This is a genomic window from Streptomyces sp. NPDC025651 (assembly GCF_055558735.1).
In genome coordinates, this window is sequence record NZ_JBVHLZ010000011.1 from 176,817 (window position 1) to 201,325 (window position 24,509).

23 protein-coding genes are annotated in these 24,509 nt (G+C 71.0%); 15 read left to right on the top strand and 8 right to left on the bottom strand.

Features of this window, described 5'->3' with window-relative positions; all coding sequences use genetic code 11:
* The first annotated feature begins 356 nt into the window (after positions 1 to 356).
* From ACZ4D5_RS33235 to ACZ4D5_RS33250, 4 genes are all read left to right on the top strand, one after another.
* Positions 357 to 2,480 carry a BTAD domain-containing putative transcriptional regulator gene (locus tag ACZ4D5_RS33235; protein ID WP_467776187.1) on the top strand — a complete coding sequence of 708 codons (2,124 nt, stop codon included), beginning with the start codon at positions 357 to 359 and terminating at the stop codon, positions 2,478 to 2,480.
* Between the two features lie 197 nt (positions 2,481 to 2,677).
* The gene (argJ, locus tag ACZ4D5_RS33240; protein WP_467776378.1) at positions 2,678 to 3,859 is read left to right on the top strand and encodes a bifunctional glutamate N-acetyltransferase/amino-acid acetyltransferase ArgJ; all 1,182 of its coding nucleotides are present in this window, start codon (positions 2,678 to 2,680) and stop codon (positions 3,857 to 3,859) included.
* Positions 3,860 to 3,883: 24 nt separating this feature from the next.
* Positions 3,884 to 4,438, top strand: coding sequence for a flavin reductase family protein (locus ACZ4D5_RS33245; protein WP_467776188.1), 555 nt, complete (start codon positions 3,884 to 3,886; stop codon positions 4,436 to 4,438).
* A 221-nt stretch (positions 4,439 to 4,659) separates the two neighbouring features.
* Positions 4,660 to 5,385, top strand: coding sequence for a nucleotidyltransferase domain-containing protein (locus tag ACZ4D5_RS33250; protein WP_467776189.1), 726 nt, complete (start codon positions 4,660 to 4,662; stop codon positions 5,383 to 5,385).
* Between the two features lie 138 nt (positions 5,386 to 5,523).
* On the opposite strand, the gene ACZ4D5_RS33255 is transcribed toward ACZ4D5_RS33250, so the two are convergent.
* The 3 genes from ACZ4D5_RS33255 to ACZ4D5_RS33265 form a co-directional block, all read right to left on the bottom strand.
* Entirely contained in the window at positions 5,524 to 5,958 is a 435-nt protein-coding gene (locus ACZ4D5_RS33255; RefSeq protein ID WP_467776190.1) for a hypothetical protein, read from the bottom strand.
* A 378-nt stretch (positions 5,959 to 6,336) separates the two neighbouring features.
* Positions 6,337 to 6,957: a hypothetical protein gene (locus ACZ4D5_RS33260; RefSeq protein ID WP_467776191.1), complete on the bottom strand. Its 621-nt coding sequence runs from the start codon at positions 6,955 to 6,957 to the stop codon at positions 6,337 to 6,339.
* Positions 6,958 to 7,229: 272 nt separating this feature from the next.
* Positions 7,230 to 8,429 carry a serine hydrolase domain-containing protein gene (locus tag ACZ4D5_RS33265; protein WP_467776192.1) on the bottom strand — a complete coding sequence of 400 codons (1,200 nt, stop codon included), beginning with the start codon at positions 8,427 to 8,429 and terminating at the stop codon, positions 7,230 to 7,232.
* 284 nt (positions 8,430 to 8,713) lie between these two features.
* Here ACZ4D5_RS33265 and ACZ4D5_RS33270 point away from each other — a divergent pair, with 284 nt between their 5' ends.
* The 3 genes from ACZ4D5_RS33270 to ACZ4D5_RS33280 all read left to right on the top strand — a co-directional run bounded on the left by ACZ4D5_RS33270 (position 8,714) and on the right by ACZ4D5_RS33280 (position 11,154).
* Positions 8,714 to 9,637: a hypothetical protein gene (locus ACZ4D5_RS33270; RefSeq protein ID WP_467776193.1), complete on the top strand. Its 924-nt coding sequence runs from the start codon at positions 8,714 to 8,716 to the stop codon at positions 9,635 to 9,637.
* Positions 9,638 to 9,831: 194 nt separating this feature from the next.
* Positions 9,832 to 10,119, top strand: coding sequence for a hypothetical protein (locus ACZ4D5_RS33275; protein WP_467776194.1), 288 nt, complete (start codon positions 9,832 to 9,834; stop codon positions 10,117 to 10,119).
* A 27-nt stretch (positions 10,120 to 10,146) separates the two neighbouring features.
* Positions 10,147 to 11,154 carry a Ppx/GppA family phosphatase gene (locus tag ACZ4D5_RS33280; RefSeq protein ID WP_467776195.1) on the top strand — a complete coding sequence of 336 codons (1,008 nt, stop codon included), beginning with the start codon at positions 10,147 to 10,149 and terminating at the stop codon, positions 11,152 to 11,154.
* Between the two features lie 98 nt (positions 11,155 to 11,252).
* Here the strand turns inward: ACZ4D5_RS33280 and ACZ4D5_RS33285 are convergent, their stop codons facing one another.
* Positions 11,253 to 12,629 carry an 8-oxoguanine deaminase gene (locus tag ACZ4D5_RS33285; protein WP_467776196.1) on the bottom strand — a complete coding sequence of 459 codons (1,377 nt, stop codon included), beginning with the start codon at positions 12,627 to 12,629 and terminating at the stop codon, positions 11,253 to 11,255.
* A 244-nt stretch (positions 12,630 to 12,873) separates the two neighbouring features.
* Here ACZ4D5_RS33285 and ACZ4D5_RS33290 point away from each other — a divergent pair, with 244 nt between their 5' ends.
* Both ACZ4D5_RS33290 and ACZ4D5_RS33295 read left to right on the top strand, forming a co-directional pair.
* Entirely contained in the window at positions 12,874 to 13,074 is a 201-nt protein-coding gene (locus tag ACZ4D5_RS33290; protein WP_467776197.1) for a hypothetical protein, read from the top strand.
* A gap of 102 nt (positions 13,075 to 13,176) precedes the next feature.
* Positions 13,177 to 14,220, top strand: a complete 1,044-nt coding sequence (locus ACZ4D5_RS33295) for an NAD-dependent epimerase/dehydratase family protein (RefSeq protein WP_467776198.1) — start codon at positions 13,177 to 13,179, stop codon at positions 14,218 to 14,220.
* A gap of 318 nt (positions 14,221 to 14,538) precedes the next feature.
* On the opposite strand, the gene ACZ4D5_RS33300 is transcribed toward ACZ4D5_RS33295, so the two are convergent.
* From ACZ4D5_RS33300 to ACZ4D5_RS33310, 3 genes are all read right to left on the bottom strand, one after another.
* Positions 14,539 to 15,159: a hypothetical protein gene (locus ACZ4D5_RS33300; protein ID WP_467776199.1), complete on the bottom strand. Its 621-nt coding sequence runs from the start codon at positions 15,157 to 15,159 to the stop codon at positions 14,539 to 14,541.
* A gap of 269 nt (positions 15,160 to 15,428) precedes the next feature.
* The gene (locus tag ACZ4D5_RS33305) at positions 15,429 to 16,112 is read right to left on the bottom strand and encodes a response regulator (protein WP_467776200.1); all 684 of its coding nucleotides are present in this window, start codon (positions 16,110 to 16,112) and stop codon (positions 15,429 to 15,431) included.
* Positions 16,109 to 17,302 carry a sensor histidine kinase gene (locus tag ACZ4D5_RS33310; RefSeq protein ID WP_467776201.1) on the bottom strand — a complete coding sequence of 398 codons (1,194 nt, stop codon included), beginning with the start codon at positions 17,300 to 17,302 and terminating at the stop codon, positions 16,109 to 16,111. Before ACZ4D5_RS33310 ends, ACZ4D5_RS33305 begins: the two co-directional genes overlap by 4 nt.
* A 142-nt stretch (positions 17,303 to 17,444) precedes the next feature.
* Here ACZ4D5_RS33310 and ACZ4D5_RS33315 point away from each other — a divergent pair, with 142 nt between their 5' ends.
* The 4 genes from ACZ4D5_RS33315 to ACZ4D5_RS33330 all read left to right on the top strand — a co-directional run bounded on the left by ACZ4D5_RS33315 (position 17,445) and on the right by ACZ4D5_RS33330 (position 21,731).
* A complete protein-coding gene (locus ACZ4D5_RS33315; RefSeq protein WP_467776202.1) occupies positions 17,445 to 17,591 on the top strand; it encodes a hypothetical protein in 147 nt (48 codons plus the stop codon).
* Between the two features lie 5 nt (positions 17,592 to 17,596).
* Positions 17,597 to 19,696 carry a multicopper oxidase family protein gene (locus ACZ4D5_RS33320; RefSeq protein WP_467776203.1) on the top strand — a complete coding sequence of 700 codons (2,100 nt, stop codon included), beginning with the start codon at positions 17,597 to 17,599 and terminating at the stop codon, positions 19,694 to 19,696.
* Positions 19,697 to 19,821: 125 nt separating this feature from the next.
* Positions 19,822 to 20,421, top strand: coding sequence for an SgcJ/EcaC family oxidoreductase (locus ACZ4D5_RS33325; protein ID WP_467776204.1), 600 nt, complete (start codon positions 19,822 to 19,824; stop codon positions 20,419 to 20,421).
* Between the two features lie 119 nt (positions 20,422 to 20,540).
* Positions 20,541 to 21,731, top strand: a complete 1,191-nt coding sequence (locus ACZ4D5_RS33330; RefSeq protein WP_467776205.1) for an aromatic acid exporter family protein — start codon at positions 20,541 to 20,543, stop codon at positions 21,729 to 21,731.
* A gap of 27 nt (positions 21,732 to 21,758) precedes the next feature.
* On the opposite strand, the gene ACZ4D5_RS33335 is transcribed toward ACZ4D5_RS33330, so the two are convergent.
* Positions 21,759 to 22,394 (bottom strand): hypothetical protein, encoded by a 636-nt coding sequence (locus tag ACZ4D5_RS33335; RefSeq protein WP_467776206.1) that lies wholly within the window; start codon positions 22,392 to 22,394, stop codon positions 21,759 to 21,761.
* Positions 22,395 to 22,644: 250 nt separating this feature from the next.
* Between ACZ4D5_RS33335 and ACZ4D5_RS33340 the strand changes: the two genes are divergently transcribed.
* Both ACZ4D5_RS33340 and ACZ4D5_RS33345 read left to right on the top strand, forming a co-directional pair.
* The gene (locus ACZ4D5_RS33340) at positions 22,645 to 23,796 is read left to right on the top strand and encodes a sensor histidine kinase (protein ID WP_467776207.1); all 1,152 of its coding nucleotides are present in this window, start codon (positions 22,645 to 22,647) and stop codon (positions 23,794 to 23,796) included.
* On the top strand, positions 23,793 to 24,452 hold the full coding sequence (locus tag ACZ4D5_RS33345) for a response regulator (protein ID WP_467776208.1): 660 nt from the start codon (positions 23,793 to 23,795) through the stop codon (positions 24,450 to 24,452). The genes ACZ4D5_RS33340 and ACZ4D5_RS33345 overlap by 4 nt, the downstream gene beginning before the upstream one ends.
* Positions 24,453 to 24,509 lie beyond the last annotated feature (57 nt).

Genomic DNA, 24,509 nt, shown 5'->3' on the forward strand with positions numbered 1-24,509 from the left:
GGCGGCAGGGCGGAGTCGGCCGATGGAGGAGCCGTCCGTCTCCTCCACCGTGTCGTGTTCTGGCCGATTCCGGCGGCAGGACTTACCGCCCGTTGAATCCCACGGCCCCTTGCGACGTACGACTACACAGACGAGCCGCGCTGCAGGACGAGGGGACAGCGCGGCTCGGTTCTTCGGCGGGAGAGCGCTCCCGGCGGGCGCGTGACGCACCGGGCAGGCGCGTGACGCTCCTGGCGGGCGCGTGAACGCTCCCGGATCGAGCGCGACGCTCCCCGCCCCGGCCCCGAGCACTCGCACAGCTCCGTTCCCGCACGGTCGAGCCGCCCCACGCCAAGCAGAGAAGATCGGGTGACGCAGTGAAGCAGACCAGCCATGAGTCCGGTGCCGATGCGCGTGGCCCGGCCGAATCGCCCTCGGCGATCAGCGCCATGGGTTTCCTGTCCGTCCAAAGCGGCGGCAGAGAACTGGAGTTGGGGCCACCACGCCAGCGAGCCGTCTTCGCGCTGCTGCTGTCCAGAGCGGGCAGCGTGGTGTCCGTCGACTCCATCGTGTCCCAGATCTGGGGCGAGTCGCCGCCTCCCGCCGCCCTGGCGACGCTGCAGTCCTACGTCTCGCGCCTGCGCAGGCTCCTCGCCGACTGCACCCTTCCCGACGGCTCGACGCCCGGGCTGCTCTACCAACCGCCGGGGTACGCACTCGTACTCGATCCCCGGCACGTCGACGTCCACCGCTTCGAGCAGGCCGCGGCGGACGGACGCCGCCTGGTGCGCGAGGCCGCCCACCACGAAGCCCACACCACGCTCAGCGCCGCCCTGAAGAGCTGGGCAGGCCCGCCCTACGAGGAGCTGAGCGCGTACGACTTCGCCGTCCAGGAGGCCGCACGCCTCGACCAGCTCAGGCTCGGAGCCGTCGAGTCGTGGGCCCACTGCGCGCTGCGCCTCGGCCACGAAGAGGACACCCTGCACACGCTTGAGCTGGAGGCCAAGCGCAACCCCCTGCGCGAGCGGCTGATCGCGCTGTTGATGCACACGCAGTACCGGTGCGGTCGACAGGCTGACGCGCTGCGTACGTACGAACAGACGCGCCGCGCCCTGGCCGACGAACTCGGCACCGATCCCGGCAAGGAACTGGTGGCGCTGCACGCGGCGATCCTGTGCCAGGACAGCGGGTTGGACCGCGTGCACGACGGACTCCGCGTCACGATTCCCCGGCCGGGAGCCGCGGCCCCGGCCGACGGACGGGGTGTGGAGGCGGGGCAAGGGGCGAGCCCGGACGTGCAGCCGGCGCTCGTCGGGCGCGAGGAGGAACTGCGGAGCCTGCTGCGGTCCGCGTCGGACTCCTTCCGGACCTCGGGCCGGGTGGCCTTCGTCGTCGGGGAGGCGGGCAGCGGCAAGACACGGTTGTTGTCCGAGCTGGCACACGCGGTTCCGGAGGAGGTGCACACCCTCTGGACCTCGTGCTCGGAGAGCGAGGACAAGCCGGACTACTGGCCGTGGACGACACTGCTGCGGCAGGTCTGCGCGCTGTGGCCCGAACGCGCGCGCCAGTTGCCCGGCTGGATCCGGCACAGCGTCACGAGCCTCGTCCGCGAGCTGTGCTGCGACACGGAGCTGTGCTGCGACGCGAAGGACCGGCACGGCCACGCGTCGGACGACTGCCCCGTGGCCGATTCGCTCTCCAAGGACGCACGTTTCAAGCTGCACGACGCCGTGTGCCAGGCGCTGGTGCGGGTGGTCCGTGAGCCCACGGTCATCATGCTGGAGGACCTGGACCGCGCCGACGCGCCGTCGCTGGCGCTGCTGCGGCTGTTCATGGAGCAACTGCGCTGTGCCCCCGTCCTGCTGGTCGTGACCACCCGTACGTTCCGGCTCGCGTGCGACGCCGAACTGCGGCGCGCCGCAGCCGTGATCCTCCAGTCGACGGACGCACGCCGGATCCGGCTCGACGGTCTGGACCTCGCGGCCACCGGAGCGCTCGTGGCGAGCTTCCTGGGGCGGCCACCGGAACCGAAGCTGCTGCACCAACTGCACGTCCGCACCGCGGGCAACCCGTACTTCCTGGTCTACTTGCTGAGGTCCTTGAAGCACGGCATCGACCGGTGCCCGGCCACCGCCATCCCCCATGAGCTCGCCGACGTGATCCTGCAGCGTCTTTCGACCGTGCCGGCCGGGGTCCGCCGGGTCATCGACTTCTGCGCGGTCATGGAGGGCAGCTGTGAACGACGGGTCGTCGAGGCGATGATGCGCCGTGAAGGGGTGCCTCTGGAGAACGTCCTGGTGGCCCTGCACGGCGGCCTCCTGCAGTCCGACACCACCGACTCCACCGACTCGACCGGCCCCTCAGCCTCGACCGACCCCTCCTCCTCCGAACGGCTGCGCTTTGTGCACCCGCTGGTCAAGGAAGCCATCCGGCACGCCCTGGACAACGCCGTCCCCGCGCCCGGGAACGCCGCCTCGGTGCGGACGCTTGCCATCGGGTAGAGCGACGGTCAAGCCGGTCGTCCCCCGATCAAGGGAGTTCAAGCGAATCGTCCGGCGACCGGCAGGATCTGTGTGCCACGGTGACCCGGCAGGTGGCCGATCGCGCCACCGGCGAGGGGGCCGCCCGCCATCCGGCCTCCCGTGCCCCGGCCCTCCGTGCCCCGGCCATCCGCGACCGGAAGGACAAGTCCGTGCCGATGCCGTTCTCTTCCCCTCAGGGACCCCTCTCGCCTCAGGGATTCCTCGTTCACCACGGTCACGCCGGCATCAAGGACGCGCACGCGGACTTCGCCGTGATCGCATCGGAGGTGCCCGCCGCCGCGAGTGCCGTGCTCACCCGCTCGCGTTTCGCCGGGCCCAGCACTCTGATCACTCGGGAGGCGATCGCCGACCGCACCTCGCGCGGCGTCGTCGTCCTGTCCGGCAACGCCAATGTCGCCACCGGCGCGGAAGGCCTGGAGGACGCCCGTGAAGTGCGCCGACGTGTGGCCGAGGCGATCGAGGCCGACGAGAACGACCTGTTGATCGCCTCGACGGGGCTGATCGGACACCGCTACCCGATGCCCCGCCTGCGCGACCATCTCGCGTCCCTGAGCTGGCCGTTCCCCGATGCCGACTTCGACGCGGCCGCCGAAGCCATCATGACCACCGACACGCGCCCGAAGATCCGCCGCGCGCGGTGCGGCGACGCGACGCTGGTCGGCATCGCGAAGGGCGTGGGGATGATGGAGCCGAACATGGCGACGCTGCTCACGTTCTTCTGTACGGACGCCCAGATCGGTCCTGTCGTGCTCGACGACGTCTTCCGCCGTGTCGTGGACCGCACGTTCAACGCGTTGAGCATCGACACGGACACCTCCACCAGCGACACGGCGGCCGTCTTCGCCAACGGCCTCGCGGGCCCCGTGGATCTGATGGAGTTCGAAAAGGCCCTCGGGGCCGTCGCGTTGGAACTGGTCAAGGACATCGCCAGGGACGGCGAGGGCGCGGGCAAGCTGATCGAGGTGCGGGTCACCGGGGCCCGCGACAGCGCGCAGGCCAAACGCGTCGCCAAGGCGGTGGTGAACTCACCGCTGGTGAAGACCGCGGTGCACGGCGCCGACCCCAACTGGGGGCGGGTCGCCATGGCGGTGGGCAAGTGCGAGGACGACCTCGACATCGTCCCCGAGCGGGTCAGGATCCGCTTCGGACCGCAGGAGGTCTACCCCGAACGCCCGGGGCCCGACACGCTGGCGCGCGTCGTGGAACACCTCAGGAACCGTGACGTGCTGCTCCACGTCGACCTGGGAATCACCAGGAGCGCCCTCGGAGAGTTCACCGCCTACGGGTGCGACCTCACCGAGGGGTATGTGCGGCTCAACGCCGACTACTCCACCTGACGTCGGCAGAGAGCCCGCTGAGTCATGAACTTCCGTACGGTACTGGGCCGTTACCCCACCGGAGTCGCGCTGGTCACCGCGCCCCCGACGCGGCCGGGCGCGGCTCCGCTCGGCATGGTGGTCGGCACCTTCACCTCGGTGTCGCTCGACCCGCCGCTGGTCGGCTTCCTGCCGGCGCGCACCTCGACGACCTGGCCCGCCATCAGGGCGGCGGGCCGGTTCTGCGTCAACGTGCTGAGCGCCGGGCAGCGCGACGTGTGCGAGGCGTTCGCCGCGAAGTCGTCGAGGCGGTGGCAGACCCCCTACGGCTGGTCGCCGTCGGGCTGCCCGGTCCTGACCGACGCCGTCGCCTGGGTCGACTGCGCCCTGTACGCCCAGACGGAGGCGGGCGACCACTGGTTCGTCACGGGCTCGGTCGAGGCGATGGGCACAGGCCCGCAGGCCATTCCGCTGCTGTTCCTGGGCGGCTGCTACGGAAGCTACGCGCCTGATCCGGTTCACCGACCTGTCCGGGACCCCTCGTGGCACCGCACACCGTCTCCAGAAGAGGACCGACGCAGGGGTGCCCCCACTGGCTGAGGGCGGCCAGAGGGCGACATCGGCCCGTACGCGCGCACCCTTGCGACCGACAGACCCCGTCCTCCCCGCGGAACCTCAGCGCTTGCTCCACCTGTGCGTGTTCGAGAACCGTGCGTGTTCGAGAACCCTTGGGGTCCTCGGACCGAGTGCCGGTGGATACTGCGTCGTCAGCCAGACGGTGCCTGTCGATCTGTTTCTGAGAGCTGGCACGATGAGCATCCATGGATGATCGAGAAGCTGTCGAAGCACAAGCTCTCCGTGTGGTCACCGAGCGCTTTCCGCATGCCCTGGGTGCCGTGCTCGGAGGCTCCGCTGCCCAGGGCCGCGCCACCGCGACCAGCGATCTGGATCTGGCCGTGCTCCTTCCCGACTCGGATACGAGCCGCCGGGAGGTGATCCGTCACGACGGCCGCATTGTCGAGTTGTTCCTGAACACCCTTGCGGACATACCTGAGTTCTTCGCTTGGGACCGAGCCCGACGCCGCGGAACCGTCCTCTTCGTCTATGACCAGGGTCTGCCCCTGGCTGATCCGCACGGGCATGTGGCCCGTGCGCGCCGGCTGGCCCAGGAGGTCCTGGCCTCCGGGCCTCCACCGCTCACCGAAGCCGAGTGGGAACACGGGCGCTATGTCCTTACCTGCTTCCTGGACGACCTGATCGACACCCCACCGGACAACCGGTACGAACAGCTTTCCCTCGCCGACCAGGTCCTGCGTAAGGCGGCTGACCTGGTCACCGCCCATCACGGCGCCTGGACGGGCATCGGCAAATGGCTGCCCCGCCGGTTGCTGAGCGCGGCCCCCGTACTGGGCAGAGCCCTGTTGGACGGGCATCGTGCGGTGGCGGAGCACGCCGACCCGCTGCCGTTGGCCGCTGCGGTCAAGCAGGCACTCGACTTGTTCGGCGGACCGTTGACGGAGGGATACACGCACCGCTGGCGCGCGTGAGTTGTCGTCAACGTCAGGGAGGGCCGGGCTTGCTCGACCAGGCGGCTCACCCGGCAGGCCGGCCGGCCCGACGCCGCTCCGCCCCGCCCGTAGCCCCCGCTTCGGGCTGCTTGAACATCTGTGCCTCGGCTATGGAGTTCAAGAAGACCGGCGCCGTCGCTGACGCTCCCTGGCCCGGCCGAGCCAGCTGACCGCAGCAGCGACCAAGCTCAGTGCGGGAACCAGGACGAAGGCGGTCTTGCTCCCCTCCGCGTCGGCGAGTCGGGCGAACACGGCAGCCCCCGCCGCACCGCCGATCATGTCGAAGGTGCTGAGCCAGGACATGGTCTCGGTGACATGGTTCCGCGGAGCCAGTGCGCCGCCTGTCGTACGCAACGCGGCGAAGAGTGATCCGATCAGGAGCCCGGCGAGCGGGCAGACCAAGAGCACGTCCGCCGAGGAGATCTGCGTGGCCGCGGCGAGGACGCGACGCAGCGCAGGTGATGCCAGCACCCCCAGCCGGCGTCTGCCCGAGGCCGAACGCGTCGGCGACACAGCGGTATTCGCCGCCAGCACGACTGCGAGGACGGTCATGGCCGAGATGACCACGTGGGGCAGCGCACCGCACTGTGAGGATCATGGCGGCGGTGGTGGTGAGGTAGGCCAGGAGCGTTCCGAACAGGACCGGACGTGCCGGGTATCGGTCGATGAGTCGGCCTCGTAGCGGAGCGGTCAGGCCCTGCCCCAGGGTGGAGCAGGACACCGCCAGTCCGGCGGTCCCGTAGGACGTGGAGCTGCTGACCAGCAGGAGCAGGCTCAGGCTGGCCATGTCGGCGGCCAGTTTCGACGTCATGCCGGTTGCGGCCATTCGCCAGAATCCGGGCACCCGCATGAGCGTGTGGTAGTCGGTCAGGGGTCTGGAAGGTGCTGGCGCTGCCGGACGTTCGGGGGAGGGAGGAGTGCGTAGAGGTGTCACCGGTGCGCCATTCGCAGGCGCTGGGCCTTGCGGACCCAGGCGAGGGCGGGGGCCAGGCTCTCGGGCATGTGCCAGCCGTGGACGACGGCGAGCAGGGACAAATATCGGTCCCGGTGTGGTTCGTTCACCTGCTCCAGTCGGTCCGCGAGGCGGCAGTAGAGGTCTTCGGGGTCCTGCGGAGCCGTAGCGGCGAGGATCCGGGGCAGGCCGGTGGCGTCGTCCGGAGCCCGGTCCACCGCGAGGTCCTGCGCCAGACGTTGAAGGGTGGCGCGGAAATCACGGTCCTGGATCAGTTCGGCCAGCTCTGTCCACGCCTGGGCCTGCTCGGGTTCGAGATCGTGCGGGAGCTCGGGAGTCAGCGAGCGGCTGACGCCGGTGGAGGCGGGGTGCCCGTGCAGCCCGTCGAACACGGACGTCAGGAAGTCGTCGATCAGGTGCTGCCGTTCGGCTGCGGACAGTTGGGTAATCCGGTGATTATCGCCCATCTTCCAGGGAGTCGAGCCGCCTCTGGCGACGGCAGTGAGCACCGCGCGACGCTGGCGCAGCACGCGGATCCGCACGTCGAGAGCCTCGGCATGCGTCTGCGCGACGCGGGCCAGCGATACCTCCCGCGCCATTACCTGACGTATCGCGGCAAGAGCGATTCCCAAGTCGTTTAGTGCGCGCACGAGTTCGAGGTGGGCGCGGTCTTGATCCAGTCGGCCGTTGCCCGCAGCTTCTCGGGGGTGGTGACGACCTGGGCGTGGCGGCGCCCGCGCGAAGGTGACGGGTGGTCGAGCGGTGCGCCCTCTGTCGCTCTGTGTCGAGCTCTGTGTCGAGTACGTGCCGCAGAACCGGACGTTCTCGCCATGGCCTGGAACAGCAGCGCCGGCAACCGGCGGCGGAATCGCTACTGAGTGGCCGAGGGGCGGCCCTTGCAGAGCGCCGTCTGGACGGCGGCTTGCATGTCATCGCTCTGCGCGTCCGAGCTGCCAGGGCCGAGGTTGGCCATGACCGTCGCCTGCCTGCCGTCCACCGTGGCACCGCCGGCCGTCTCGAAGCCCAGGAAGTCGCCGGTGTGCCCCCAGTAGAGACCGCCGCAGGGCAGCGGCCTGCTCTCCAGGCCGAGGCCGTACGCCCGGCCGTCCGAGTTGCCGGTCGGCTGGGTCCTCATCATGTCCCGAAGCTGGGCCGGGCGCAGCAGCTTCCCCCGTACCAGCGCGTCCAGGAACCGGTTGAGGTCCGTACCACTGGAGATCAACTCACCGCTCGCGCCGCCGACCGAGGGGCTGATCTCGGTGATGTCCCTGAGCGGCGCGTCCTCGCCCGGCCGCACGTATCCGCGCGGATGCGGCCGGGGGATCCCCGTGGCGTCACCCGGCACGGACGTCTCGCGCAGACCGAGCGGCGCGATGATGCGCCGGTGGATCTCCTCGCCGTAGGGACGGCCGGTCACCTTCTCGATGATCATGGCGGCCAGCAGGTACCCCGTGCTGGAATAGCGCCAGTCGGTGCCCGGCTCGAAGTTCGGGGGGTGGGCGAGCGCGATGTCCACGAGTTCCTGAGCGTCGTGGCGTTCGAGCGGGTCCTTGACGATGTCCTGCGGGCGGAGATGGGCGAGGAAGTCCGGTACGCCGCTGGTGTGCTGGAGCAGTTGGCGAACGGTGATCCTCCGCCCGTCGTTGCCGTGTCCGCGTACGACGCCGGGCAGGTACCGCTCCACCGGCGCGTCGAGGGCGACGCGACGCTCTCCGACCAGCTGCAGCACGACCGTCGCCACGAAGGGTTTGGTCATGCTGCCGATCCGGAACCTGCTGTCGCGGTGCACCGGCGCACGGCTCTTCACGTCCGCGACACCGCTGGTCAGCACCGCGCTGCCGTGCCGGCCCCGCACCTCGGCGAGCGCTCCGGGCGCGCCGTCGACCGTGGTGATCCGGTGCAGGATTCCGCGCAGCCGGGAGTGGTCTGAGGAGCCGGTGGATTCGGCGGCGGCGGCCATGGCCGCGCTGCTTTGCCGCGGCACGTCGTCGTCCGCCGGCGCGGCCACCGCGACACCGGCCACCATGACCGCCGTGAGTGCACCAACCAGTGCACGTCTGTGCTTGATCACGTGTGCTTCCTCGCTCGTCAGGGGGCATCTGTGTGCCGTCTCACGATGTCCGTGCGCCGCGGGTGGACGCGATGGGGCGGTCATCCGGATCCGGGGTGGGGTTAACCCCCCGCCGATATGGCCGAGTTGGCGCCCCGTGGACCGGAACTGACCTGCCGACCAGGGAGCCCGACCACGGGGGAGCGTGCCCCAGGGTTTGCCCTTTCGTACCTCGTCCCGTCGCCCTCGCGCCCCTAGGGTCGACGGGAGCGACCGGAGGGACGGGGCGGAGGGGCAGGGCGAGCGTGCGCGAGAGACAGAACCCGGCGGAGCCGCAGGCGACAGCGCAGGCCGCCGCCCGGCGCGCGGCACCCCCCACGGGTCTGGCCGCGCTTCAGCAGCGTGCGGGAAACGCGGCGGTCACGCGCTGGCTGCAGCGCCAGACGGGCGACCTGAGCGAGCACTACGCCACGCGACCCACCGAGCACCCCGAGTGGGAGCCGTACCAGAAGCTGACGACGGCCGCGGGCATTCCTCAATCCGAGGCCGACGACGCCTGGCAACTGCTGCTCGGCGGCGTCGATTCGCAGGGTGCGCTGAACGCCGAGGCCATGGCGAAGACGAACGTCCGCCAGGAGCAGCGGGACCTCCGTGCGTCGAACTCCTGGTACCAGGAGTTCGTCAGGCTCATGGCCGAGCACCTGGAGATCGGGACGCCCACCATGGCTCTGTGGTCGGGCGGCATCGAGACCAGCGACTACGCGTACGGAAAAGGCCACACGCCGCTGGAGCGGACCAGGATCGGCAGCGTGCTCAACGTCCTGAAGCTGCACCCGGACTGGGCGTTGAAGACACCGATGTGGAACGTCCTGTCCAAGGCCTTCGTGGCCCGCGCGACCGGCCCCGTGCACATCTTCATGCGCTCCTACCTTCCGGAGAGCGTCCTCATCTCGCAGGAGGTCCCGCAACTGCGGCTGGTCCAGGAGCTGAACCCGGACGTGAAGCTGGTCTGGCATCCGGTGTACACCACTCCTGACGGGCGGTTGAGGGAGATCACGAGTGACTACCGGCTCGTCGACAACGCGGAGTACGACCGCCGGGACACATGCGTGGGCGTCCTCATCGAGTACCTCAGGAAGTTCCATGACGCGAGCAACACCGAGGCCACCCGCGCGCACGAGGGCATGGAGCGGCTGATCGTCGCGAACGGCCACAAGGACGGTGTCTGAAGCGGTAGCGCCGCGTCATCGGCATCGCTGAGAGAGGCCTCGGGGGCGCCTCAGAGCCCTCCGAGGCGAGGGCGCCCGGCGCACGGCCGACCGCGTCCGGACCGAGGCAGCCTTGAGGCAGGAGGTCAGCTGGATGGGGCCTGCGCGGCTCGTCGCGGGGTACTCGGTCGACCCCCGAGGAGAAGGTGTCGGCCGTGCAAGAGCAGCCACTCGACCCGATGGAACGCGGCGTACTGCGAGGGATTGAGCGGGAGCTGTGTCAGGACGCCTATTTCACCGAGCAGTTCGAAGCGTTCGCTCACACTCCACGCGGTGGGGACCGGCCGCGCGAAGCCCTCGCCGCCGTGCGGGTGGCGGCGGCCTTCGTCGTGCAGTTCCTTGTGGTTGCCGTGCTGGTGGTCGTGACGGTGACGGTCGTGGGCGCCTCGCGCCTGGCCCGTCCGCTGCGCACAGCGCGAGGCATGCGGCATGGCGATGCGTAGCGAGGACGGGGAGGGCAGGGAGGACTCATGCGGCTGAGTGTGGTGGATGTCGGGTCGAACACGGTGCGCCTGATGGCGGCCGACACCGAGGGCGGCGCGCCGCTGCCGGTGCACACCGCCAAGTGGAAGCTGCGCCTGTCCGACCATGTGCGGCCGGGTGAGGAACTGGCCGACGAGACAGTAGGTCTGCTCGCGAAGACGGTTTCCGCGGCACGTCAGGAGGCGCTGCGGTGGGAGGCGGCCGAGCCGCTCGCCTTCGCCACGGCGGTGATCAGGGACGCGGTCAACAGGGACGACGTCGTGCGGGCGGTGCACGCGGAGACCGGCGTACGGCTGCACATCATGCCCGGCGAGTACGAGGCCGAGCTGACGTACCTCGGAGCCCGGCGCTGGATGGGCTGGCAGGCAGGGCCGCTCGTCCTGATGGACATCGGCGGCGGCTCCCTCGACGTGGCCTTCGGACGCGGTCGGCTGCCGAGCTTCGTGGCCTCGCTGCCGCTGGGCGCCAATCGGCTCACCCGACAGTTCTTCGGCAGCCATGGCGACCCACCGACGAAGCGCCAGATCAAGGAACTGCGCCGGTCGGTGCGGCACCAACTGCGAGACGTGGCCGCCCGTATTCGCTGGGAGGGGCCCCACACCGCGGTGGCCACATCGCGCACCTTCCAGCAGCTGGCGCGGCTGTGCGGGGCCGCTCCCGGACGCGGCGGGCCGTTCGTGGTCAGGACGATGAACTGCCTGGACCTGCGTCGGGCGCTGGAGCGGCTGGCCGAGCTGTCCGCGACGCAGCGTGCCCAACTCCCGGGAATCTCGCGGCCGCGTGCCGCACAGAGCCTGGCCGGTGCGATCGTTGGGCACACGGTGATGAAACTGTTGGACCTGGACACGGTGACGATCTGCCCCTGGGCCATCCGCGAAGGCGTCCTGCTGCGCCGCATCGAGGACGGCGCGGGGTGGTGGGCGGGAGCGGAGCACGCCGCCAAGGCCACGCCGTTGCAGCTGGCGGTGCCCCCGGAGGTTCGGCACCCACGGTGACAGCCCTCATGAGGTTTCCCGGAAGCTGTTCCAGGGCCCGACATGGCACGGCGGATCGTGCGGCCGGCTCGGGCCGTCACAAAGCGGACAGGTTTTGGTCAGTGGGGTCGCTGCATGCGCTGGGCGATGGCGTGGTGCGTGCGCAGGGCGTCGGCCAGGCCGGGCAGGCGGGGTTCGCCGCGGTCGACGAGGGTGCGGCCGCCCACGATGGTGGTCCAGGCCCGGGCGGGGCCGCAGCGCAACCAGGCCTCCACAGGGTCGCTGAGCGCTCCGGCCCGTGCGACTTCGTGGAGGTCCCAGACGACGAGGTCGGCGCAGGCTCCGGCGCGGAGGTGGCCGAGTTCGTCGCCACGGCCCAGGCAGCGGGCCGAACCGCGGGTGGCGACATCGAGGGCGTCGCGTGCGGTCATTGCGCCGGGACCGTTGCGGTAGCGGCCCAGAAGCAGGGCGGTACGGGTCTCCAGCCACAGGGAGGCATGGTCGGTGGAGGCGGATCCGTCGCAGCCGATCCCCACGGGCAGTCCGAGGTCACGCATCTCTTCGACCCGGGCGGTGCCGCCCCCGATGAGCATGTTGGAGCTGGGGCAGTGGGCCACGCCGACGCCTGCGGCGGCCAGGCGACGCAGCTCCTCGTCGTTGGGGTAGACACAGTGCGCGACCCATGCGCGGTCGTTCATCCAGCCGGTGTCCTCGAAGTACTCGACCGGTCGGCACCCGTAGGTCTCCAGGCAGTACGTGTCCTCGTCGCGGTCCTCGGCGAGGTGGGTGTGAAGACGTACGCCGTGACGCTCGGCGAGTTCCGCGGTGGCCGTCATGAGCTCCCTGGTCACCGAGAACGGCGAGCACGGCGCGAGCGCCACGCGGATGAGCGCGCCCGGCTCGGGGTCGTGGTGGGCGTGGATGAGGCGCTCGCTGTCGGCGAGCACGGTGTCCATGTCCTGGGTGACGCTGCGTGGCGGCAGTCCGCCGTCGTCCACGGAGCGCGTCATGGAACCGCGGGTGGCGTGGAAGCGGAAGCCGATGTCGCGGGCGGCGCGGATCTGGGCGTCGACGAGGTGCGGGCGCGGATGGACGTACAGGTGGTCGGAGGAGGCGGTGCATCCGCCCATCAGGAGTTCGGCCATACCGACGTACGTCGATACGTACACGGCCTCCTCGTCGAGTGCGGCCCACAGCGGGTAGAGCGTCGTCAGCCAGTCGAACAGGGTGCCGTTGACAGCAGGCGCGTAGGACCGTGTGAGGTTCTGGTAGATGTGATGATGCGTGTTGATCAGGCCCGGAGTGACCAGGCGTCCGGCCGCGGACACGACTGTTCGCGCATCCGGCTCGCTCCCGGCACTGCCGACGCCGGCGACCCGGCCGTCCGTGACGGCGACCCAGCCGCCCGGGATCTCGCGTTCACCGTCCACGACCAGCAGTCGGGCGTTCGCGACCAGGAGATCGACCGGACCTGTCACAGGCGAGGTGGAGGGCATGGCACCTGCTCTTCCGTGGGAGGGGCGTGCAGTGGCTCCTGCTCAACTCTCGGCGGGGTTTTCCGTGGCGGCCACCGACTGGGCGAGGGAGCCGATCGGTCTCAGCCGTCGTCCTGCGAGGCGCTGGGTTCCCCGCGTCGAAACGCGGAAACGGCTGACCCGCTGTTTGGCGCGGTGAGCGTGGGGGACTCGTCGGACGATCGGTCGGGGACGACCGGGAACATGAGGAAGAGGCGCTGTGGCCATGGAGCGCACGCTGTCGCGTGTGGATCGTCAGCCGGTCGACGACCGGACCCGGACAGACGACTTGGAAGTGGAGGCGTTCGCTGACTTCGAAGCGGAGGCGGCTGCGGCTTTCCGTCCCGGCGAGGGGCCTTTCGCTTACGGGCCGCATGTCGTCGAGTCGGCGGACGCCGAGGCGCACATCATCAAGAGTGTGAACTGAGCTCCTGCGGGTGCCGTCGGCCCGCGGGGCCGGCGTGACGGAACCCGTGACGGAGCCGATGCCTGAGCGGAACATATCGGCATGTGGCGGGAGGAAACACCCATGGGGCAGGACGCGGCACACGCTTCGGACGGCACACGCGTCGTCGTCACGGGAGCGACCGGCAATGTGGGGACGAGCGTGGTGCGTGAGCTCTCCGAGGACCCACGCGTCGGGTCGATCCTGGGGCTGGCCCGCAGGGCGCCGGGCTGGTCGCCGCCGAAGACCACATGGACGGCGACCGACCTCGTCGACGAGGAGGAACTCGGCGAACTCCTGCGCGGCGCCGATGTGGTGATCCATCTGGCCTGGCGTCTGCAGCCCGCCCGCAACCCCGCGCTGACCTGGCGCACCAACGTCGTCGGCAGCGTTCGCCTCCTGCGCGCCGTCGCCGCGGCGCGCGTGCCCGCCTTCGTGCACGCCTCGTCCGTCGGCGCCTACTCACCCGGCCCCAAGGACCGTGCCGTCGACGAGTCGTGGCCCACGCACGGCTGGCCCGAAGCGTCGTACTGTCGCGAAAAGGCGTACCTGGAGCGGGCGTTGGACGCCTTCGAGCAGGCGCACCGCGAGATCCGGGTGACCCGGATGCGGCCGGCCTTCCTGTTGAAGGAGCAGGCCGCGAGCGAGCAACGACGCCTGTTCGGGGGCCGGTTCCTGCCGGGGAATCTGGTGCGCCCGTCCCTCCTCCCTCTGCTTCCGGACGTTCCGGGGCTGCGGGTCCAGACCCTGCATACCGACGACGCGGCCCGTGCGTTCGTCGCCGCCGCCCTCGGTGACGCCCGAGGCCCCTTCAACCTCGCGGCCGAACCCGTTCTCGACGCCCGGACACTGGGTGAGCTGTTCCGGGCACGTACGATTCCGCTGCCGCGCGGTGTGGCCCGCTCGGCGCTCGCGGCCGCCTACGGACTGCACCTCGTCCCCACCTCCCCGCAGCTGTTCGACGCCGTGCTGCGGCTCCCCCTGCTGGACTGCACGAGGGCTCACGCGGTACTCGGCTGGCAACCGCGACGGACCGCGTACGAAGCCGTCGAGGAACTCCTGCGGGGCATGCGCGAAGGGGCGGGAGCGGACACTGCGCCCCTCGCCGGCAGCACAGTGGGCGGCTGAGGGGACGGGAGCGGAGCGTGAGGAACGGGGGCTGCCCGACAGACGGTTGCTGCGGCGCGCGCCGGAGCGTGCGCTGACGTCCTGGATGCCGGCTGCCGCGGCCGCCGAGCTGGAACGCCTCGGCTCCGCGTACGTCGCCCACCAAGCCGCCGCTGAGCCGGCACGGTTCGCGGCAGCGTGGGGCCGTGACGAGGGCACGGCGGCAGCCGGAGTGCCCGCGCTCGTGGACGCCGCGCGTCAGCCTTCGAGAACGCCGAGGAGCCTTCGAGGCCGGGCGGGGATGGCTCGGTCCCGGCAACTCCAACCCGCCGCCCGTGGTCAACGGCCGCCTCGACTGGGAGTAGCCGAGTGCGGCCAAGAGGCCGTCTCCTGTGGTGGGCTCCGCCGTCGCCGGCGTCCCAGCAGGGCGGCCTGTTCTTCCTTGAGCCCGTCGAAGCCCTCCCGGACGTACCTGCGTATCTCGTTCATGGGGAAGGGGTGCGGGGGCTGTTCGAGGGTGAGGTCGCCCTGTTCCCACCTGGCCACGACGATCTCGTGCCAGGAGGCGTGCGCGTACACCTCCAGCAGTATCGGCGGCATGTGCGACTCCGACAAAAGGTCCGCCTTGTTGACCAGGATGTCCCGCATGGCCCGGTGGTTGGGCAGGAATACCTCGGTGATCCACAGCCGCCACTCCGCCAGTTCCTCCTCGGTCAGCGGCATCTCCTCCGGGCCATGCTGCAGGGGCGATCTACCGTCCGGGCGAGGATGCCGCTCGGAGAAGGCGTGGTACACCCGGCTGTTGATCTCGGTCAGCGCGAGGAGAGGACCGTAGAACTCGCTCAGTTGACGGTTCACCCGGGCCAGGCGCTCCTGCCGTTGTGTCAGCCGCAGACTGTTCAGGTAGGTCACGAGGTAGCCGGCAAAGGCAAGACCTACGGTGAGGATCGCTGCGTTCATGGGCCGCCACGCTAACCCCGCGCCCTGCACGGTTCGACGGAGTCGGCGAAATCGCAGGAGAAGCGCCGGTGGCAGACCAACGCGGCGGTGACGGCATCGGGTCGGCCAGGCCCCGGCTCCCACGGTGCACCTGGAACGGATCCGCTGACCCGCGGGCAGCAGTGGTCGGGCGCAACTGACGTACCTCCGGCGGCTGTTGGAACCGTGTGACGAGAACCAGAGAGCCCGCCGGGAGGGGGGACCGCCATCGATGGAGAGCGCAGGAGTCCCTAGTCCACGAGCCCCGCATGGTGCGCCAGGATCGCCGCCTGGACGCGGTTGGTGAGGGAGAGCTTCGACAGGATCCGGCTGATGTGGGTCTTCGCGGTGGCCTCGCTCATGCGCAGGGCCTCGGCGATGCCGGTGTTGGAGAGGCCGCCGCTCAGCGCGATCAGGACCTCGCGCTCCTTCTCGGTCAGGACCTCCAGGCGACTGCGGGCCTCCGAGCGGCGGCGCTGCCGCTCGGCGGAGGGGCCGTCGGCGTCCTGCGTGACGCGGCGGATGAGGCGGCGGGTCACCTTCGGGGAGAGCATCGCGTCGCCGCGGGCCGCGCTGCGCACCGCAGCGATCATCTCGTCCGCGGTGGCGTCCTTCAGGAGGAAACCGACGGCCCCGTGACGTAGCGCCGTCTGGACGTATTCGTCCAGGTCGAAGGTGGTCAGCACGACGACGCGCGGCGGGCGGGGCGAGCGGGTGAGGCGCTCTGTGGCGGTCAGGCCGTCGGAGCGGGGCATCCGGATGTCCATCAGGACGACGTCCGGCTCCAGGGCGGCGGCCATCGACACCGCCGTACTGCCGTCGGAGGCCTCGCCCACCACTTCGATGTCGGGGGCGGACGCCATGATGGTGCTGAGCATGGAGCGCACCATCCATTCGTCGTCCACGATCAGTACCCGGGTCGTCGTCTCGCTCATCGCGTGGCCTTCATGTGGGTGGGCGGCTTCTGGGGTATGTCGTCCAGCGGGATCCCGGCGGCGATCTCGAAGCCGCCGTCCGGGGTCGGTCCCGCGGTGAGTTCGCCTCCGACGAGCCGTATCCGTTCGGCGATCCCGAGCAGGCCGTGGCCACCGCTGGGCAGGACGGAGGGGGTGGCGCCGACACCGTGCTGGTTGGTCACCGTGAGGCGCAGCAGTCGGCGCGTGCAGTGGACCCGGACGCGGGTCTCGGCGTCGGCGGCGTGCTTGTGGACGTTGGTCAGGGCCTCCTGCACCACCCGGTAGACGGCGTGCTCGATCAGGGCCGGCAGCTCGGGTGGGCGGGTGGTGGCGTGCTCTCCGGTCAGCTCCAGGGTGACCGGCGTCCCCAGGCTGCGGGAGTCGGCGATCAGGGACTCCAGCTCGGCCAGGCCGGGCTGCGGGGCGAGCGGGGCCTCGGACGCGGTGTGCAGGACCTCCACCAGCGAGCGGAGCTCGGTCAGTGCCTCGCGGCCGATCGCGCCGATCTGCTTGCCGATGTCGACGGCCGACGCGCCCTTGGTCGCCTCGAGCGCGGTCGCGTGCAGCACCATCAGGGACACGCGGTGGGTGACGACGTCGTGCATGTCCCGGGCGATCTGGGCGCGTTCGTCGCTGCGGGCCTGCAGGACCCGCTGCTGCTGCTCGCGCTCGGCCCGCTCGGCGCGCTCGCGCAGCTCGGCCATGAGGCGGCGGCGGGCGCCCGTGTACAGGCCGAGCAGGGCCGGGAAGACGCAGATGCCCACGCTCATGACCGCCGCGTCAAAGCCGCCGCCCCGCCAGATGGGCGGGGCGACCACCGCGACGGCGACCGTGGAGGCGACGGCGACCCGGCGCCACGAGGGGGCGCGGTCGGCCAGGGCGTACTGCGCGAACACCACGGCGATCCAGGCCGACAGCACCACGTAGGCGCCCAGCGCGACGAGCAGGAGCAGCGCGGGACGGCGCTGACGGAACCACGCCGCGAGACCGACGAGCAGCCCCACCGGGATCGCCACGAAGAGCGGCGGGTGCACGGGAAGGTAGTCGAACCTCGCGGAAATCCCGTCACTGGCGGCCGTGGTCACGGCGAGGGCCAGCGGCACGAGAACACCCGCCACCGGCCGCAGGCGTTCCGGGAGGTGGTTCCTGAGGCGGGTGTCCCATGTCATGGCTGCAGGCTAGCCGCGGTGCGGAAGGGCACGCGTCAATCGATAGTTGTACGCAGCATGGCCCGTCCTGCAACTTTCCGCGCAGGAAGGGAGCGAGGATCGGCGGATGCCTGGCCGGTGCGGTGATCGCCACGCTGACGGCATGCCTGAGATCAGCGAAACCACCGCAGCAGGGCGCCGCCTCCTCCGGGCCCTCGGCGACCCGACCGTCCGCGACATCCGCCGACCGCGCGGACGCCCGCCGCAGCCGCACTCGACCGCGGCCCGACGGCCGCAGGGCCGGGGGTGACGGCCGTGTACGTCGCCGCATCCGGACTCGACCTCGCGCTGGGCATCGTTCTGCTCCCAGCCTGGCTGTTCGCCGCCGTCACGACGGGCCTGCAGCAAGGCCGCCGCACCGTCGGCCGCATGCGGCGCATGTCCTGTATCGCGCTGGCGCTGGTGTCCGTGGCCCTGCTGCTCACCGCCGCCAGGCTCGTCGTGTACGGGCTGCTCGCCCGCCATGGCTGGGTGTTCGTCGCCGACCGGCGGCTGTTCACCACCGTCGTCATGCTGCTCCCGGCCGCGATCGCCACCACCGCCTGGACGGTGCCGTGGCTGGCGTCCGCCGCCCGGGTGCGGCTGCCCGACCGGGCTGCGCCGGTGCCACTGGAGCAGCAGTCGCGAGCCAGGGCCCCGCGCCATGTCGTGCCGCCCCGGCTCGCGGCCTTCGGCGGCCTCGGCTGCTTCGCGCAGATGGTCCTGCCGCCGGACCGGTCGTTCTGGATCAGTCTCGGCGCCTACGGGTTGATCACGGCCGCGGTCGCCGGGCTGCTGGTATGGCGCGCCAACGTGCGGCTGCAGCGCCTGCTCACCGGCCGTGAGATCCCGCGGCGACGGGCACTGGCGGTCCGGCTCGGCACGGGCGTGGTGGTGTTCGGCGCCGTGGCGGGGCTGGTCAGTCACGGGATCGCCGGCAGTCGGCTCCCGCACACCTTCTCGATGATGAAGGGTGAGGTCGACTGGGGCGGCGGTGCCGCCGGGCAGCACCACGACATGGCCGGCCACCACCACATGGCCACCGGCACCGGCGGTGCCGATCAGGTCTCCGTCGACGAACTGCGCGGTCCCAGGAGTGGTACGCCCGACCGGCGCTTCTCCCTCACCGCACAGGCCAAGAAGGTGAAGCTGGCCTCCGGCAGGACGGTCGACGCCTGGACGTACAACGGCCAGGTTCCCGGGCCCCAACTGCGGGTCACCGAGGGCGACCTGGTCGAGATCAAGCTGCGCAATGAGCTGCCCGGCAAGACCCCGGTCACCATCCACTGGCACGGCGTCGACGTCCCCAACGGCGAGGACGGCGTGGCCGGCGCCACCCAGGACGCGGTGCTGCCCGGCAAGTCCTTCACCTACCGCTTCCGCGTGGAGGAGTCCGGCACCCGCTGGTACCACTCCCATCAGGCAGCCTCCGAGCAGGTCGACCGAGGCCTGTTCGGCGCCCTGATCATCGAGCCGAAGAAGCAGACCCGGCCGGTGGACAGGGACGTCAGCGTCCTCGCCCACGACTGGCAGACCGACCAGGGCACGGTGCCCGCTCTCGGCGCCTTGGACGAGCTGGAGCGGCGCCGCGCGGAGCCGGGCGAGAAGGTGCGGATACGGCTCACCAACACCAGCGGCGGCACCCGCGAGTTCGCCGTCGACGGCGTCCCGTACAAGGTCACCGCCCTGGACGGCACGGACGTGCACAAGCCGACCGCGCTCAAGGGCAAGAAGCTGGTGCTCGGGGGCGGCAACCGGATGGACGTCGAATTCACCATGCCCGACGGCCCGGTGCGGGTGACCGACAACAGCGCGCCGGACGCGGGCATCGTGTACTCCCCGGACGGCAAGGGGGAGTTGAGGGCGGAGCTGAGCGGCCCCGAATTCGATCCGTACGGCTACGGCAGCCCGAAGAGGACGGAGCTCGGCCCGGACAGCGACTTCGACCGCGAGTACAAGCTCGTCTTCGACGAGTGGCTGGGCTTCTACGACGGCAGCTTCGGGCTGAAGCAGACCATCAACGGCCATGTTTTCCCGGACACCCCGATGCTGATGATCAAGGAAGGCGACGTCGCCCGCGCCACCTTCGTCAACCGCGGGAGCGAGGACCATCCGATGCATCTGCACGGCCACCACATGCTGGTGCTGAGCAAGAACGGCAAGCGCGCCTCCGGCAGCCCGATGTGGCAGGACACCGTGCTCGTCCGGCCGGGCGAGGCGGTCCAGGTCGCCTTCAAGGCCGACAACCCCGGCATCTGGATGGACCACTGCCACAACTTCTGGCACAGCAAGCTCGGCATGGTCATGCACCTCGCGTACGACAACGTCACCACGCCGTACGAGATCGGCGGCCCCGTCGGCAACAAGCCCGAGTAAGGAGGAGTTCCGACGCGCCAGAAACGAGCTCCGGCCACCACGCCGCCCGGAGCACTGCGGCTCGCCACCGCGCCACCGCGCCACCGCGCCACCAATCCACCACCACCGAACGGGGAGTCCTCACCATGAACCGAAAGCTCGTCAAGCGCGCCGCTCTGGTCGCCACGCTCGTCCTCGCCCTCGGCGCGACCGGCACCTATCTCTATCTCGACGCCACCTCCGATGTGCAGCGCACCGGCGCCGAAACCTGCGGCGAGGTGATCCCGGCCGACGCCGACCGCCGCGACGGCAGGGCCGTCTGCGCCACCCTCGACGCCCTCGCCGACGCCTGGGAGCGCGGTGACGCGGAGGCGTACGGCCGCCAGTTCACCGAGAACGGCACGTACACCACCTACATAGGCAGCCACTACGAGGGCCGCGCCGACATCACCGCGAGCCACCGCGCACTCTTCAAGGGCTTCCTCAAGGACAGCAAGCTCGCCGCCAGGTACCTCGACATGCGCTTCCTGACCAAGGACGTCGCCGTCCTCACCAGCCGCGGCGCCGACTACACCGGGGACGAGCCCGGCGCGGACGAACTCTCGAAGGTGACGACCTTCACCCTCGTCCGCGACACCGACGACACCTGGCGGATCGCGGCCTTCCACAACACTGAGCGCAGCAACGTCATGGAGCGCTTCTCCTTCCTCTGGGCCCCCGATACCGCCCCCAAGGCGGAAAGGTGACCCGCGCCCCGATCACCGACGTCACCTCCCGCACCCCTTCGGTGCCGAGTGCTGCCGGTTGCGAGTGACCGGCTGGGCACCTGTGGAACAGGGAGAGTGGAGTCACAGGGAGGTGCGGCGTGGAGGACAGTGACGCGGACGCCCGGGAGCCGGGACGGCGCGTGCGGGCGATCCAGTGGTGGCAGCGGGCCGTCCGCTACCCCAGCTCCGAGCGGCACGCCCTGTTGCTGATGGCCAAGAGCACGCTCGCGGCTTCGCTGGCGTGGGTGGTCTCCTCGTACGTCATGGACGCGCGGTCCCCGGCGTTCGCGCCGTTCTCCGCGGTGACGATCATGCACGTCACGGTCTACCGGTCCGTGACACAGTCCCTGCGATATGTGGGCGCGGTCGCCGCAGGGGTGGCCGTGCAGGCCGTGTTCGGCTTCCTCGCCGGACCGGACCTGCTGACCTTCGTCCTGGTCACGCTCATCGCCCTGGCGATCGGGCGGTCACGGGTGCTGGGCGCGCAGGGATCGCAGGTGGCCACCGCGGCGTTCTTCGCGTTCGCCACCTACAGCAGCGCCACCGACAACACCACCCGCATCACGCAGCTGGGACAGATCGTGCTGCTGGTCGTCATCGGCTGCGTCATCGGCACGGTCGTGAACGTCACCGTTGTCCCGCCGCTGCGCTACCGCAGCGCCGAGTACAGCGTCCGCATCCTCGCCCGCGCACTCCACGACCTGACCGCTGCCATGCACCCGGCCCTGCGCGAGGGCGCGCCCGCGGGCGACACCATCACGAGGTGGCGCGAGGACATCGCCCGGACGGACAGCCTGATCGAGCAGGCCAGGGCAGGCCTGAACACGGCGAAGGAGAGCGTCCGTTACAACCCGAGGCGGCTGCTGAGCCGCCACCGCGGTCATCCGACCTTCCATGGCTACGAGACGGTGCTGAACGCCCTGGAACGGACCCTGCAACAACTGGCCTCCCTGACGCGGAGCCTCGACCAGTGGCAGCAGGAGGAGAACGACTACCAGTACCGTCACTTCCTGGACCGGTACGCGGCCTTCCTCGAAGCGGTGTCGGAGATCGCCCTCGCGCTGAGCACGCTGGACGAGACGGACCTCGGCCGGCAGACGGCGGATCTGAACGGACTGGTCCACGACGCTCAGGCGCGCCGTCGAGAGGTCGCCGCGGAAGCCGAGGCGCGGACCCTTCCGCTGGCTGATCCCGCCCGGCCCTACGGAGTCCTGGTGATCGAGGCCACCCGCCTCATGGAAGAGGTCCAGTACACCAGCGACACCCTTCGCGGCTGGACACACGAGTAGGCGGACCCACACCCCGGTCATCCACCCTCACCTCGTACCCGTGCGCCCCGCGAGCTCATCCGCCCGCGAGACCCCCGTCCCGGCCGACCTCCACAGCGCGCCGGCGAACCAGGCCAGCGTGGCGCCGACGACGATGTGCAGGGCGCTGGTGAGCACGGATTCGGGCAGGGCGATCAGGAAGGCGAAGAGCGGGAACGCCGTGGCGTACGTCCATGACGGGATCCGCGGGAACACCCGTGCCCGGACCGTCGCCGCCCCGAACAGGGCGCAGCCCACGGCGAAGATGCCCGCGGAGCCGATGAGCGTGGGGATCGTGGGACCCGTGAGGGTGTCCTCGACGACGGATTCGTCGAAATAGAACAGCACCAGGTTCGAGGTGAACGCGGCCCCGCCGAACAGACCGAGGCCGATGAGGTTGACGACGTAGGCCGTCTCCCCGAAGCGGCCGGTGACCGGGCTCTGGCGCTGGTGCAGAGCGCCCAGCAGCGGCAGCGCGAAAGCGGGGGACAGGGCGAGGAAGAAACCGGTCACGGCGGTCTCCCCGGTGAAGGCCTCGGCGAGCGAGGGCACGGCGAGGAGCAGCCCGGCCAACGCGCCGGACAGGGCGCCGATGCGGGCGGGACGGGCGGGCTGCCGGTTCTCTTCGGGCTGAGGGGTTGGCATGAGGCCTCTCCAATGCGTCGAAGGACGGTCCGGCCCGGAACGCGCGAGCCGGGGCCGAGAACGCTAGGAGCCGCCGAACGGCGACGGCAGGTGCGGATCGGCGAGTCCGGCCGCCGGTCGTCACCCAACTGAGCATCGCTGTCGCGCCGTTCGGCACGTGCCGAACGGCCACTCCCGGTCGCGCCCCTCCCCGGACCCTCGCCCGTCGGCTGCCGCCCGCCTAACCTGGGCGGCACGCGGGAGGGGGCGCATGGTGTCGTACGCACCCATGCCGTGGGTGTCACCACTGCTGTACGCCGCGGTGCTCACCGGCGGCCTCTACTACGTGGCGGCGGATCTCGCGCCCGACGCCGGGCCGCCGCTGTGGCGCACGGCGGGCTTCGCCGCGGGGCTCGCGGCTCTGTTCGCCCTGGAGGTGGTGGCGCGGCGCGGGCTCTTCGCCCGGGCGTGGCCTGTCCTGCTCGCGCGGGCCGGTCTGATCGCGGCGGTGGTCGCCCTCGACGTGTCGGGGCTGGCACAAGTGCTCTTCGTGCTGCTGCCGTTCACCGCGTACTTCGCCTTCGGACGCGGCACGGCGCTCGCGCTGGGAGCGCTGTGCGTGGCCGGGCTCCTCACCGGGTACCTGCTGACCGCCCCGGGCTGGTACCGCGACCTGGAGCACGTGTCGGACCTGCTGATGCTCTGCGTAGGCCTGGTCCTCGCGCTCTCCATGGCGGCCGTCGCCGTCGGAGAGCAGCGTGGGCGGCGCGCTCTGGAGGCGTACGCCGCGCGGGTCGCGGAGCTGTCCGCGGCCGCCGAACGCAACCGTCTCGCGCGCGATCTCCACGACAGCCTCGGGCACCATCTCACCGCGATCTCCGTGCAGTTGGAGATGGCTTCCGAGTTCCGGACCGTGGAGCCCGACGCCGCCAGGCGCGCGGTCGACGAGGCCAGGGAATCGGTGAGGCGCGCACTCGGCGACGTACGGGAGTCCGTGCGGGCCCTGCGCGGCGAGACGACCCGCGAGCCGCTGGCAGCGGCACTCGCGGACCTCGCGCGCGACGGCGAGGCACGGCCCCGCGTCACCGTGGAGGTGACCGGCAGCGAGGACGGCTACGGCACGGCGGAGCTGACCGCGCTGTACCGCGCCGCGCAGGAGGCGCTGACCAACGCCCGCCGCCACGCGCGGGCTTCACTCGTGGCGGTGACGGTCCACCTGTCCGAGCGCACCGCGCGGCTCGTGGTCAGCGACGACGGCGGCGGCTTCGCCCCGGACAGCGCCACCACGGGATTCGGGCTGCGCGGGATGCGGGAGCGGGTACACCTGGTGGGCGGGAGCGTGCACGTCGACAGCGGCCCGGACACGGGGACGCGGCTGACGGTGACGGTGCCACGCGGCACCGCTGGGGGAGGGGCGCCATGAGCGAGGACGAGGGAGCGGCGGCGCCGGTGCGGGTGCTCGTCGTGGACGACCAGCGGCTCATCAGGGACGGCATCGCGTCGCTGCTCTCCATCCGGCCGGGGATCACGGTCGTCGGCACGGCCGTGGACGGGCGTGACGCCGTCGCGAAGGTGCTCGAACTGCGCCCGGACATCGTGCTGATGGACGTCCGGATGCCGGGCGTGGACGGCGTCGAGGCGGTCGCCGTGCTGCGCGGCGAGGCGCCGGAGTGCCGGGCGGTGATGCTGACGACGTTCGACGACGAGGAGTACGTCGTCCAGGCGCTGCGCGCGGGCGCCTGCGGCTATCTGCTCAAGGACCTGCCGGCCGACGAGCTCGCCCACGCGGTGCGCCTCGCGCACGCGGGCGTCACACAGCTCGACGCCTCCGTGACCCGCTCCCTCGCAGCCTCCCTGCCCGCCCCGGGGCCACCGGCGCAGCCGGCCGTCGCCCTGAGCCCGCGCGAGATCGACATCCTGCGGCTCGTGGCGCGCGGCAGGACGAACCGGGAGATCGCCGCGCAGCTCTACCTCAGCGAGGGCACCGTGAAGAACCACGTCTCCCGCATCCTCGGCCGCCTGGCTCTGCGTGACCGCACCCAGGCCGCTCTGCGAGCCCGGGACCTGGGCCTGCTGTGAGCGGACGCCCGGCCGGTGCCGGTTGCCACGAAGGCTCCCCGGGCCTGAGCGGGGCGG